The organism is Roseobacter cerffii (genome assembly GCF_054226325.1).
Genome location: NZ_JBTBYJ010000005.1, coordinates 33,869 through 45,556, shown reverse-complemented (window position 1 = coordinate 45,556; position 11,688 = coordinate 33,869). Strand labels below are relative to the sequence as shown.

The following is an 11,688-nucleotide window of genomic DNA, read 5'->3' as shown; positions in this document are numbered from 1 at the left end:
GTGTCAGCGCGCGGCGATCCTTTTGCGCTGCGCGCCCAACGCTCCGAGCCCGGCGAGCCCCGTCAGCAACAGCACCGCGCCCGCAGGCAGGGGAACGGCGGAGATTTGGACCGGGGTGAATCGGGCAAAGGTGGAGCCATCTGCATTGGACAGATCGGTGTTGATGCCTGAAGAAGAGTCTGCCGATCCGTCAAGCCCGTCGGTGTTCACAAAGATGACCGTTTTGATCTCCTGAAAGTCAGCAGACAGTGCATACGGAATTGATATGATACCTACGCCAGCGACATTTGCCGCGATGCCGAAGGTCAGTGTGGGGTTGCTGTCGAAATCTCCAAGGGGCCCGTCGAGGAATACTGTGTCGCCAAGACTTATTGCTGCCGCTTCCGCCAGAGCACGTGTCGAAAAGTCGAAATCAAATGTACTGTCGCACCCATCAAAGAGGGCGACGCAGCTGCCATCGACGAACTCCACATCGTAGAGCGTGCCGTTGACGTCGACATTCGATGCACCCCGCAATTGTCCGTCCACGACATTCAAGGTGACAGTGGCCGCAAGGCCCGTCGTGGCAGTCAGTACAGCCACAGCGATGGCAAGGGCGCATGTTCTAATGATCATATCTATGTCTCCTTCAGAATAGTCCTGCTCGACAGGCTTCTGGGACGTTTCATGCGCGACAAGGCACGGGCTCCTACCGGCACATAGCCTGTGCCTGCCTCACGGATATTCCCGCCAGAGTTGAAGTTCGCCTCAATTGCAGGCATCATCAAAGCCAGCTTTGAGGTGCGAAGAAAATGGGCTGGGGTGGATTTGACCCATACGCGCTCAAATTTGTCCCAAACCAGTGCAGTCGGGTGCGGCGAATTCGCATAGAACCCTCGACACAGATATTTTCGATTGGGGACCGATGATCAGGACATATGCCATTGCCATGGTTCTGTTTGCGTTGTCTGTCTGCGCGACGGCCTTGCGCGCCGAGGATGCCGCCAGCCCGCAGGCTGCATGTTTGCAGCCGGGCGACATGCCGCCGGTGGCCCATACGCTGTCGGATGCGCCCGATGATCGGCTGCGCGCGCTGCGGGCTGAGTATTTTCTCGATCATACCGGGTCCATCGGCCCGGACAGCATTACCGGGCAGACCTTCCACCCGCGCAGCTGCAACGGGATGTTCACCGCGCCCGTGCCGTCGCAGGCCCTGTGGCTGCGGTTTGCAGTCGCGAATCCGCATGGCGAGGACCGGGACTGGGTCATCGCCTTTATCGAAAAGATCTTCGATGAGGTGATCGTCTTCGAAGACCGAGACGGCACACTTGTCGAAGTGTCACGCGCAGGCCGCACCGTCAGCCCCGGGCAGAACAACAGCACGGCCATTCGCACCGGGTTTCCCATTGTGCTGCAGCCCGGCGATGACCGGGTGTTTTACCTGCGGATTGTGGGGACCTTCGAGCCGACGATCACCGCGGTCATCATGTCGGCGGACCTCTTTTCCCAGTGGGGCACGATGACCTTGATGATGACGGCGCTGTTTCTGTGCTATGTGGCGACGATTGCGCTCTTGAGCATCATCCTGTTCCGGCAGATCGACCTGCGGTTTTATCAGTATTATGCGCTCTATCTGGTCTGCCTGTTCATGTTCTCCTTCATCTATGATGGCTGGTTGCATACGATTTTCGATGTCACGCTGCCGGCCACCACACTTACGCCGATGACCGAGGGCTTCGCCGGGCTGGGGATGCTGGCCAATGTGCAATATTGCCGTGTGCTGCTGAACGTGGATGCGGACGCTCGGATCTGGCGGCGGCTGTTCCAGGCCCTCTCTGTCGTGATCGTCGCGGTGACGGCTCTGGCCGTGCTGGACCCCTGGCATCTCGCCATGCCGCTTCATCTCATCTATTTCGTCAGCCCGCTGGTCCTTTTGGTCGTCGCTGTCCGGAAGATTCGCGCGGGGCTGCCGCAGGCTTGGCCGATCTCGGGCTCGCTGGTGTTGTTCAGCGGCGGCCTTTTCGCTGCGGTTTACTTCTTTCTTGTGCCGGTCAGTCCGACGCAGGCCGCGACCGCCTTCGATGTGCTGCTGCTGCGGCCTCTGTCCTTGGCGTATATCGCCGCGATTGTCGGTGAGACGCTCTTCATGATGCTGGCGATTTCAACGATGGTCCGCGCGATGCAGACGGAACGTCGCTCTGCCGTGGTCGAACTTGCCTCGCTCGGACAACAGGTCAAGGATATCGAGAAACAGCGCATCGAGGTGGAGCGGACAACGGCGGCGAGGCTCGAGGCGCTCGAGGCTGCGCTGGCCGATGACCCGGCGACCAAACAGCATCTCTCCGCAAAAAAGCAGTTCCTGGAGCGGTTGACGGAACATGTTCTCGATCATGTGGCGGATCAGGATTTCGGGGTGGAGAGGTTGGCCTCTGCGCTCGCGGTCAGCCAGAAGACCCTTGGCCGTCGCCTCAAGGAAGCAAACGGGCAGTCGCCCGCGTCGTTCATCCGATCGGTGCGCCTGACCTTCGCCCGCAACCTGATCCTGCTCGATCAGTACAATACCGTGGCTGAGATCGCACATGCCGCGGGGTTCTCGAGTGTCAGCAACTTCACCAAGCTCTACCGGCAGGAGTTTGGCGAAACGCCGAGCAAATCGATCAGCCTGTTGAGAAACATCCAGTAACCGGATGGGAGGCCCGTGCTGGAAGCAGATGGGCTCAACGGTTGTTTTCGTCGCCGGACAGGCTGGTCGTGCTGTAATGTGAATTATGTAAAAATTAGGTCGCTGATGTGGTGCTATTCTCAAGCTCGGTGAGGTTCACGCGCGGATGATCAGTGAGCAACTGGTTGACCTGTCTGCGACAGCTTTCGCCGGGCCACGCGGTCGGAAACACGTGATCGGGCAGCTCAGGGATCTTCAGCACGATGCGCCGCCAACCATGGACGATGAGAACCCGCAGCACGGCAACATCCAGCGGCGTCATCGTCGGGTTGTTGCGCAGGAGCGCGGCGCAGCGTCCAAGACGGTCTTCAAAGGCGACGGCGTGGGCGAGCATCTCCGGCGGGCAGATCTTGTTGCTGAGCCAGTCCGGCAGGCGGTTGCCCGGACCCAGCTGGGTGGTGAAAGCGTCGGCACGCGCAGGATTCTCCGCTGAGATTAGTGTGTTCGGCGTGACCCAGACGCCGCTTGCATCATCGCTGTCGCCACGTTCAAAGATACTCAGCCAGGCGTCGGTCTGGGGTTCGGTGCGCCCGTAGATGCGCGGCGTCGCGGCAATCGAGTGCTGCAACCCGAAATCCGTCAACCGATGGAAGCTCTGACGTCCGGTGCGCTGGCTTTCGATCCACCCGTCCTTGCGAAGCCGGTGCAGAGCCACGCGCAGGGCGGCGGGTTTGATCCCGATGGCGTCGCACAGAACGCTGAGAGCCCGGCCCGAAATCTGCGCATCAGGCGCCTGTGCCAGATCGCCGAAGACGGTGACCAGCAACGACCAGACACGGGGCGGCGTGTCGCCCGTCAGACAGTTGACCAGCTGGGGGTGCAAAGGGTGCGTCATGCGCCCCTTCTAGGGCCTCACCGGCTGACGTCCAAGAGGCTAGGCCGTATAGGCGTTCATGGTCAGCAGCTCGTATTCCGCGACCAGATCATCATCCTGATTGGTCAGCGTGACATGCCAACGCACCTCGCCGTACTCGTCGTTGCGTTTGGTTTTCCGCTTCACGGTCAGGCGCACCTTGATGCTGTCACCGGCCTCGACCGGCTTCATGAAGCGCAGGTTGTCGAGGCCGGTGTTGGCCAGCACCGGGCCTTCATTTGGCTCGACGAAGAGACCGGCGGCAAAGCTGATCAGCAGATATCCGTGCGCCACGCGTCCTGGAAAGAAGGGGTTTCGCTTCGCCGCGGCGTCATCCATGTGGGCATAGAACGTGTCGCCGGTGAAATGCGCAAAGGTTTCGATGTCTTCGAGTGTGACTTGCCGCTCAGCGCTCTGAAGCGTTTCGCCGATGGAGAGATCATCGAAGCTGCGCGTGAAGGGATGCGCCGGCCTCGTGATTTCGGCAGCGCCCGGCACCCATTGGCCACTGACCGCGGTGAGGATGTCCGGGCTGCCCTGCACCGCAGTGCGTTGCATATAGTGCATCACGCCGCGCACGCCGCCCATCTCTTCGCCGCCGCCCGCGCGGCCTGGGCCGCCGTGGACCATATGCGGCAGAGGTGAGCCGTGGCCGGTGCTCTCGCCCATGCTGTCGCGGTTGTTGAAATAAAGCCTGCCGTGGAAGGCGCCTGCGCCAAGCGCCACCGCTCGCGCAACCTCCGGGTCACGGGTGATGACCGAGGCGACCAGCGAGCCCTGCCCGCGGTTCACGAGGTCAATCGCGTGATCGAGATCGCGGTAGCCCATGAGGGTCGAGACCGGCCCGAAGGCCTCGGTTGCGTGCACATGGGTGGCGCTGTCGGGCGTGGCGCAGTGAAAGAGCATCGGCGGCAGGAAAGCCCCCTGCTCGGCGCTTGCGCCCGTGACCTCGAAGTCCTCGGGGTCGCCAAAGACCCGATCCGCTTCGGTGCCGATGTGCCGCGCCTTGGTCAGCACGTCCTGCTTTTGCGCGTTGGAGACCAGCGCGCCCATGCGCGTGGCCTCGGCCCGAGGGTCGCCAATCACGGTCTTTGCCAGGCGCTGGCGGAGCGCCTCGGTCACTGCGTCGATCTGGGCTTCGGGCACGAAGATGCGGCGGATCGCGGTGCATTTCTGGCCCGCTTTGGTTGTCATCTCGCGCTGCACTTCGTTGATGAAGAGGTCGAACTCCGGCGTGCCGGGGGCGGCATCCGGGCCGAGGATCGAGGCATTCAGGCTGTCCTGCTCGGCGATGAAACGGATCGAATTGCGGAGCAGGTGCGGGGCGGAGCGCAGTTTGAGCACGGTCTCGGCCGAGCCGGTGAAACTGACCACATCCTGGTGGGTCAGATGGTCGAGCATGTCGCCGAGCCCGCCCGCAACGAGTTGCAGCGCGCCGTCGGGCAGCAGCCCGCTGGCCAACATGATCTGCACCGCGCGTTCGGTCACGTAGCAGGTGGCCGTCGCCGGTTTTACGATGGCGGGCACTCCGGCCAGCAGCGTCGGCGCGAGCTTTTCCAGCATGCCCCAGACCGGGAAGTTGAAGGCGTTGATATGCACCGCAACCCCGCGCAGGGGCGTGCAGATATGCTGGCCAAGGAAGCTGCCATTGCGTGACAACTGCTCTACCGCGCCGTCGAGATAAACATGCGCGTCCGGCATTTCGCGGCGGCCTTTAGAGGCGAAGACAAACATCGTCCCGATGCCGCCGTCGATGTCGATCAGGTGATCGGACTGCGTGGCCCCGGTTGCGAAGCTGAGATCGTAGAGCTCCTGTTTATGCTGCCCGAGATGTTGGGCGAGCGCTTTGAGCAGGCGCGCCCGGTCGTGAAATGTCAGCTTGCGCAGATTTGGGCCACCCACGGTCCGGGCGTGGTCGAGCATGGCCAGAACATCGAGCGCGTCATTGCCCGCGCGGGCCATTGTCTGCCCGGTGACCGCGTTCTCGATCATTCGGGCGCTGTCGTCCGGTGCGATCCACTGCCCTGCTGCGAAACTCTTGACGTCGATCAGGGTCATGTCGGCCTCCGCTTGGAATTCATATGCTATTTATTGACCAACCGGTCGGTTTATGCAAGATGATTGAAAAGACGACGGGACGGTACCATGACACTCACCCCAAAACAGCGCGCAGAGCGTGCAGCCCAGGCGATGTGGTCGCCGGACCGGGCCTCGCACTGGCTCGGGATGGAGCTTGCGGATGTCGATGAAGGAACGGCGATGCTAACGCTCCTGGTGCAGCCGCATCATTGCAACGGGCATGGGATGTGCCACGGTGGCATCACCTTTGCCTTGGCTGACAGCGCCTTTGCCTTTGCCTGCAACAGTCGGAATGCGGCAACCGTCGCCCAGCAGAACAGCATCACCTATGTCGCCCCGGCGCGGGCGGGAGATATGCTCACGGCACGGGCGGAAGAGCGTGCGCTGAATGGTCGAAGTGGCGTCTATGATGTGCAGGTGACAAACCAGACCGGCGCCGTGATCGCCGAGTTTCGCGGTCTGTCGCGACAGATCAAAGGGCAGCTGTTCGACGAAGATGTGGAGGATGCGTCATGAGAGATCTGAGCCCTAAGCCGTCTGATCTGGATCCGATCGAGATTGCCTCGGTCGATGAGATTCGCAGCCTCCAGCTTGACCGGCTGAAATGGTCGCTGCGCCACGCCTATGAGAACGTGCCGATGTACAAGGCGCGCTTTGACGCGGCGGGCGTGCATCCTGACGATCTGAAGGACCTGTCCGACCTCGCCCGCTTCCCTTTCACCGAAAAGGACGATCTGCGGGCGAACTACCCCTTTGGTATGTTCGCCGTGCCGAAAGAGCAGATCATTCGCGTGCATGCCTCTTCGGGCACCACGGGCAAACCAACAGTGGTGGGCTATACCGCGCGGGACATCGACACATGGGCGACGGTTATGGCGCGGTCGTTGCGCGCCTCGGGGCTGCGGGCCGGGGATACCGTGCACAACGCCTATGGCTACGGGCTTTTTACCGGGGGTTTGGGCGCGCACTACGGGATCGAGAAGCTGGGCGCGATGGTGGTGCCGATGAGCGGCGGACAGACCGAGAAACAGATCAGCCTAATCACCGATTTCGAGCCCAAGGGCATCCTCGTCACACCCTCGTACATGCTGAACATCCTGGAAGCCTTCCGCGCTGCAGGGCGCGATCCGCGCGAGACCTCGCTGCAGGTAGGGGTCTTTGGTGCCGAACCCTGGACCAACGCGCTGCGCCAAGAGGTGGAGCAGGCCTTTGATATGCACGCGGTCGACATCTATGGCCTCAGCGAGATCATCGGCCCGGGTGTGGCCAATGAATGCGTCGAGACCAAGGACGGCTTGCACATCTGGGAGGATCATTTCTTCCCCGAGATCATCGACCCGCAGACGGGGGAAGTGCTGGAGGACGGACAGGAAGGCGAGTTGGTCTTCACCACGCTCACCAAGGAAGGCATGCCGATGATCCGCTATCGCACACGCGATCTCACCCGGCTGCACCCCGGCTCGGCGCGGTCGATGCGGCGGATGGACAAGATCACCGGGCGCTCGGACGATATGATTATTCTGCGCGGCGTGAATGTCTTCCCGACCCAGATCGAGGAACAGGTGATGGCGACCGATGGACTTGCACCGCATTTCCAGATTGAGCTGGTGAAAGATGGCCCGATGGATGCGATGCGCGTACTGGTCGAGGAAGCAGAGGGCAGCGCTGCCACCGCAGCCGCCGTGCTGCGCAAAAAGATCAAGGATGTGGTGGGTATCTCGACCGATGTCATCGTCGGCGCGCCCGGGTCCGTCGCCCGCTCGCAGGGCAAGGCGGTGCGAGTGGTTGACCACCGCGAGAAGGGCTGACCTTTGGCCCGGACCATCGCAAAGGATCACGACAAGAAGCGGCAGCATATCCTCAAGACCGCCGCGCGCGTCTTCGCCGATGCGGGCTTTGCGCGCGCCTCCATGTCGCAGATCGCGGCGGCTTGCGGGATCTCGAAGGCGAATATCTATCACTACTACGGCAGCAAGGACGCGCTGCTGTTTGACATCCTCGACACTTACCTGTCCGAGCTGCGCGACCGCTTATGCGGATTGGACACGTCGGATGCGGCGCCGGAAGACCGGCTGGTGCATTTCGTCCGCGAGGCTTTGCTGGCTTATGAAGGCATGGATGCGGAGCACAAGATCCAGTCCGAAGGGCTGCCGCTCTTGTCGCCCGCGCAGCAGGAAACGTTGAAGACCTACCAGCGTGAAATGGTGCGCCACCTCTCCGACACTCTGCGTGAGATCGCGCCGGACGCCTTCGCTGCAGACGCGGGCCAGTTGCGCAGCGCAACGATGTCCGTCTTCGGGATGATCAACTGGTTCTACATGTGGAACCCGGGCGCAGACAGCGCAGCGCGCGAAGACTATGCTCAGCTGGTGGCCACCATGTCGGTCAGCGGGGTGCGCGGCCTCGGCTAGTGCTGATCGTAATCGATGATGATCTTGTCGGTGATCGGGAAGGACTGGCAGGACAGGATGAAGCCACGCTCCACCTCATAGTCCTCCAGCGCATGGTTTGCGACCATCTCCACCTCGCCTTCGATCACCTTGCACTTGCAGGTCGAACAGACCCCGGCCTTACAGGCATGCGGTGCGTCCAGCGCATTGGCCAGCGCCGCCTCCAGAACGGTCGTGTCTCGGTCCATGTCAAAACTGAGTGTGGCCCCGTCGAGGGTGATCTGCGCCTTGATTTTGCCCTGCTGTGCATCGGCTTGCGCAGTTCCTGCAGGGCGCTGCAACCGTCCTGGCTGTGCGCTCTTGAAAAGCTCGAACTTAATCTGATCCCGGGTCAGCCCGTGATCCTTCAGTGCCGCCGATATGCCCAGCATCATTGGCTCGGGGCCACAGATGAACGCGGTATCAACCGATTTGACATCAATCCAATGCTCGAAGAGCGCCGCACATTTCGCTTCATCAATGCGCCCGCGAAACAGCTCGATTTCCTGCGCATCCGATTCCAGCACATGGATCACGCTGAGCCGCCCCATGTAGCGGTTCTTCAGGTCCTCCAGCTCCTCGCGGAACATGATCGTGTTCACCCCGCGGTTCGCATAAACCAGTGTGAATTGCGACTTGGGCTCTTCCTCCAGAACGGTCTTCAGGATCGAGAGTACCGGCGTAATCCCCGAACCACCGGCAAAACCCAGATAACTCCTGGCCTGATCGGGCGACAGCTCCGCGTGGAAGGTGCCCATGGGCTCCATCGCCTCGACGATCATGCCGGGTTGCAAATCCTCATTGGCCCAGTTGGAGAATGCCCCGCCGTCCACCTTCTTGATGCCCACCTGCAAGACACCGTCGTTCCGGCCAGAGCAGATCGAGTACGAGCGCCGCACTTCGGTGCCGTCAAACTCCCGTCGGAACGTCAGATATTGGCCCTCGATGAAGTCGAAGTTTCCGCCGTTGCGGGGCGCAAGCGTCACCACCACGGCATCCCGAATGGTCTTGCGTACATCGGTGACGGTCAGCTCATGAAAACGCGACATCTGTGAGGGTCCTTTTCCGTACGGATGCGTTTGGTTTGATCAGAGGCACTTGAAATAGTCGAAGGGCTCAAGGCAGCTGGTACAGCGCCATTGCGCCTTGCAGGGGGTGGAACCGTATTGGCTGATCCGCGTGACCTCCTGCGATCCGCAATGCGGGCACCGCTCCGGACCGCCTGCGGGCGACGGCGGCGCAATGCCGTAGTCTTCGAGCCGGGCACGGCCCTTCTCGCTGAGCCAATCCGTGGTCCAGGGCGGCGCGATCTGCGTCTTGATCCGTACATCCGAAAGCCCCCGGTCGCGCAGCGCCATCTCGATATCCATCGAGATCACGCGGGTCGCCGGGCAGCCGGAGTAAGTCGGCGTGACGGCCACCTCCAGCGTCTCGCCATGCCAAGAGAGCCCGCGCACGATGCCCAGATCGACCACCGAGATCACCGGGATTTCCGGATCCGGCACCTGGTCGAGCCAGGCCCAGATCTCGGCGTCCTCTGGTTTCACCACTCCGCCCCCGGATAGGCACGTTGCAGCCATTGCATCTGGGCCAGCATCGGGCCGAGGTGTTCAGAATGGCGAAACCCTGTTTTGCCGCCGTGATGCGCAAAATCGCCTTCAGGCCTTTTGAGCGTCGCCTCGGCCAGGACCTCGGCAACTGCAGTATCATAGGGTTCGCGCAGGCTGGCGGGATCGGGGGCAATACCCGCTTGCTCTAGGGTGTTATCCACATCGTCCGAAAGGAACATCTCGCCAACATAGGGATAGAGCCAATCCAACGCGGCCTGCATCCGCGCGTGGCTCTCCTCAGTGCCGTCCCCAAGGCCGATCACCGTGTCGGAGGAGCGTTCCACATGGTAGGTGACCTCCTTCACGGCCTTCGCGGCAACACCCGCGATTCGTTCATCGGAACTGTCTTGCAGCTGTCGCAGAATCAGCAGGTGGAACTGATCAAAGAGATACTGCCGCATGATCGTCTGACCGAAATCACCATTCGGCTGTTCGACGAGCAGCAGGTTGCGGAAGTCCCAGACATCGCGCAGCATCGCCAGATCATCGGCGCTGCGCCCCTGTCCTTCGACCTCGCCTGCGAGGCCCAGCCACATTTGCGTCTGGCCAATCAGGTCAAGCGCAGTGTTCGCCAGAGCGATATCTTCTTCCAGCACCGGCGCATGGCCGCACCACTCGCTGACCCGGTGGCCAAGCACCAAGGTGTTGTCGCCCATCCGCAAAAGGAAGGTGAAGAGCGCCTCGTCAAGCTGCCCAGACGTGGATGACGCCGGGACGCCCATCACATTGCCCCCACATCTTTGGGGATGTCGAAGAAGGTCGGGTGGCGGTAGACTTTGCTTTCCGATGGCTCATAAAGCGGGCCTTTGTCGGAGGGGGATGACGCGGTGATCTGCGCAGCTTCCACCACCCAGATGCTCACGCCTTCGTTGCGGCGGGTATAGACGTCGCGCGCATTCTTGATCGCCATCTCGGCATCGGGTGCATGCAGCGACCCTACATGCCGATGGCTCAGCCCGTGCTGGCCGCGGATAAAGACCTCCCAGAGGGGCCATTCTGTTTTTGCATCGCTCATTCCGCCGCCACCTTCGCTGCTTCTTCTTCGCGGCATGGGCCATCAGTCCTTCGCGCACCCAAGCGTTGTCATCCCACGCCTTGTTGCGCGCGCGCATCGCTCGGCGTTGCAGGGCCGTTGCCTTTGAGCACATCGTGGAATTCCGACCAGTCGGGCTCGGCGAAGTCATAGCCGCCCTCTCTTCGTTCCATCTCAGCGTCTCGTCGGGCACGGTCAGCCCGAGGTATTCCGCCTGCGCACGGTCTGGTCGACAAACTTCTGGCGCAGCTCGTCGTTGGTGTTCATCTTGATCTTCCAGGCCATCGACTGCGAGGAATGCACCGAATCCTTGTCAGACGGTCCGAACATCATCAGCGACGGGTACCAAAAGCGGTTGAGCGCATCCTGCGCCATGCGGCGCTGCGCCTCCGTCCCGTTCGCCATCTTCATCATGATGTCGAAGCCCTGCCGCTGGTGGAAGCTCTCTTCCTTACAAATGCGGATCATCGCGCGAGCGTAGGGCCCGAAGGAGGTGCGCTGTAGCGGCACCTGGTTCATGATCGCCGCGCCATCGACGAGCCAGCCCACCGCACCCATATCGGCCCAGGTCAGCGTGGGATAGTTGAAGATCGAGCTGTACTTCATGCGGCCATCCAGAAGCATTTCGGTCAGCTCATCACGGCTCACGCCCAGCGTCTCAGCGGCGCAGTAGAGGTAGAGCCCGTGCCCCGCCTCATCCTGCACCTTGGCGAGCAGGATGGCCTTGCGCTCCAGTGTCGGCGCGCGGGTGATCCAGTTGCCCTCGGGCAGCTGGCCCACGATCTCAGAGTGGGCGTGCTGGCCGATCTGACGGATCAGCGTCTTGCGGTAGCCCTCGGGCATCCAGTCCTTTGGCTCGATCTTCTCGCCCGCGTCGATGCGCGCCTGAAAGGCTGCGAGCTTTTCGGGATCATCCTTCGTCGCTTCGGATTTGATCATCTGTGCATACATACTTCAGACCCTCTCTTACGTCCTATCGCTGC

General features: G+C 61.7%; 11 protein-coding genes and 1 pseudogene. 4 read left to right on the top strand and 8 right to left on the bottom strand.

Features of this window, described 5'->3' with window-relative positions; genetic code table 11:
* Positions 1-3 precede the first annotated feature (3 nt).
* Complete coding sequence (locus ACVC7O_RS23090; RefSeq protein WP_458326504.1) at positions 4-615, bottom strand: VPLPA-CTERM sorting domain-containing protein; 612 nt, start codon at positions 613-615, stop codon at positions 4-6.
* A 289-nt stretch (positions 616-904) separates the two neighbouring features.
* On the opposite strand from ACVC7O_RS23090, the gene ACVC7O_RS23085 reads away from it, so the two are divergent.
* Positions 905-2,662, top strand: a complete 1,758-nt coding sequence (locus tag ACVC7O_RS23085; protein ID WP_458326503.1) for a helix-turn-helix domain-containing protein — start codon at positions 905-907, stop codon at positions 2,660-2,662.
* Between the two features lie 94 nt (positions 2,663-2,756).
* On the opposite strand, the gene ACVC7O_RS23080 is transcribed toward ACVC7O_RS23085, so the two are convergent.
* A complete protein-coding gene (locus ACVC7O_RS23080) occupies positions 2,757-3,536 on the bottom strand; it encodes a PaaX family transcriptional regulator C-terminal domain-containing protein (RefSeq protein WP_458326502.1) in 780 nt (259 codons plus the stop codon).
* Positions 3,537-3,575: 39 nt separating this feature from the next.
* A complete protein-coding gene (gene paaZ, locus ACVC7O_RS23075; RefSeq protein ID WP_458326501.1) occupies positions 3,576-5,612 on the bottom strand; it encodes a phenylacetic acid degradation bifunctional protein PaaZ in 2,037 nt (678 codons plus the stop codon).
* 87 nt (positions 5,613-5,699) lie between these two features.
* On the opposite strand from paaZ, the gene paaI reads away from it, so the two are divergent.
* Genes paaI through ACVC7O_RS23060 form a run of 3 tightly spaced genes read left to right on the top strand, consistent with a single transcriptional unit; the run spans position 5,700 to position 8,044 of the window.
* Positions 5,700-6,149 (top strand): hydroxyphenylacetyl-CoA thioesterase PaaI, encoded by a 450-nt coding sequence (paaI, locus tag ACVC7O_RS23070; RefSeq protein WP_458326500.1) that lies wholly within the window; start codon positions 5,700-5,702, stop codon positions 6,147-6,149.
* On the top strand, positions 6,146-7,441 hold the full coding sequence (paaK, locus tag ACVC7O_RS23065; protein ID WP_458326499.1) for a phenylacetate--CoA ligase PaaK: 1,296 nt from the start codon (positions 6,146-6,148) through the stop codon (positions 7,439-7,441). Before paaI ends, paaK begins: the two co-directional genes overlap by 4 nt.
* Before the next feature lie 3 nt (positions 7,442-7,444).
* Positions 7,445-8,044: a TetR/AcrR family transcriptional regulator gene (locus ACVC7O_RS23060; protein WP_458326498.1), complete on the top strand. Its 600-nt coding sequence runs from the start codon at positions 7,445-7,447 to the stop codon at positions 8,042-8,044.
* On the opposite strand, the gene ACVC7O_RS23055 is transcribed toward ACVC7O_RS23060, so the two are convergent.
* From ACVC7O_RS23055 to paaA, 5 genes and pseudogenes are all read right to left on the bottom strand, one after another.
* Complete coding sequence (locus tag ACVC7O_RS23055) at positions 8,041-9,111, bottom strand: 2Fe-2S iron-sulfur cluster-binding protein (RefSeq protein ID WP_458326497.1); 1,071 nt, start codon at positions 9,109-9,111, stop codon at positions 8,041-8,043. The two genes, ACVC7O_RS23060 and ACVC7O_RS23055, sit on opposite strands and share 4 nt — an antisense overlap.
* A gap of 39 nt (positions 9,112-9,150) precedes the next feature.
* Entirely contained in the window at positions 9,151-9,642 is a 492-nt protein-coding gene (paaD, locus tag ACVC7O_RS23050; RefSeq protein WP_458326554.1) for a 1,2-phenylacetyl-CoA epoxidase subunit PaaD, read from the bottom strand.
* Entirely contained in the window at positions 9,606-10,394 is a 789-nt protein-coding gene (gene paaC / locus ACVC7O_RS23045) for a 1,2-phenylacetyl-CoA epoxidase subunit PaaC (protein WP_458326553.1), read from the bottom strand. Before paaC ends, paaD begins: the two co-directional genes overlap by 37 nt.
* Positions 10,394-10,687 (bottom strand): 1,2-phenylacetyl-CoA epoxidase subunit PaaB, encoded by a 294-nt coding sequence (gene paaB / locus ACVC7O_RS23040; RefSeq protein ID WP_458326552.1) that lies wholly within the window; start codon positions 10,685-10,687, stop codon positions 10,394-10,396. Before paaB ends, paaC begins: the two co-directional genes overlap by 1 nt.
* Positions 10,688-10,697: 10 nt before the next feature.
* Positions 10,698-11,656: pseudogene (gene paaA / locus ACVC7O_RS23035) on the bottom strand (1,2-phenylacetyl-CoA epoxidase subunit PaaA); the annotation flags it as partial.
* Between the last annotated feature and the right edge of the window lie 32 nt (positions 11,657-11,688).

Coding starts and splice junctions, on each gene's coding strand:
- ACVC7O_RS23090 (WP_458326504.1), bottom strand. CDS start 615: ATGATCATTAGAACATGCGCCCTTGCCATCGCTGTGGCTGTACTGACT.
- ACVC7O_RS23085 (WP_458326503.1), top strand. CDS start 905: ATGATCAGGACATATGCCATTGCCATGGTTCTGTTTGCGTTGTCTGTC.
- ACVC7O_RS23080 (WP_458326502.1), bottom strand. CDS start 3,536: ATGACGCACCCTTTGCACCCCCAGCTGGTCAACTGTCTGACGGGCGAC.
- paaZ (WP_458326501.1), bottom strand. CDS start 5,612: ATGACCCTGATCGACGTCAAGAGTTTCGCAGCAGGGCAGTGGATCGCA.
- paaI (WP_458326500.1), top strand. CDS start 5,700: ATGACACTCACCCCAAAACAGCGCGCAGAGCGTGCAGCCCAGGCGATG.
- paaK (WP_458326499.1), top strand. CDS start 6,146: ATGAGAGATCTGAGCCCTAAGCCGTCTGATCTGGATCCGATCGAGATT.
- ACVC7O_RS23055 (WP_458326497.1), bottom strand. CDS start 9,111: ATGTCGCGTTTTCATGAGCTGACCGTCACCGATGTACGCAAGACCATT.
- paaD (WP_458326554.1), bottom strand. CDS start 9,642: ATGGCTGCAACGTGCCTATCCGGGGGCGGAGTGGTGAAACCAGAGGAC.
- paaC (WP_458326553.1), bottom strand. CDS start 10,394: ATGGGCGTCCCGGCGTCATCCACGTCTGGGCAGCTTGACGAGGCGCTC.
- paaB (WP_458326552.1), bottom strand. CDS start 10,687: ATGAGCGATGCAAAAACAGAATGGCCCCTCTGGGAGGTCTTTATCCGC.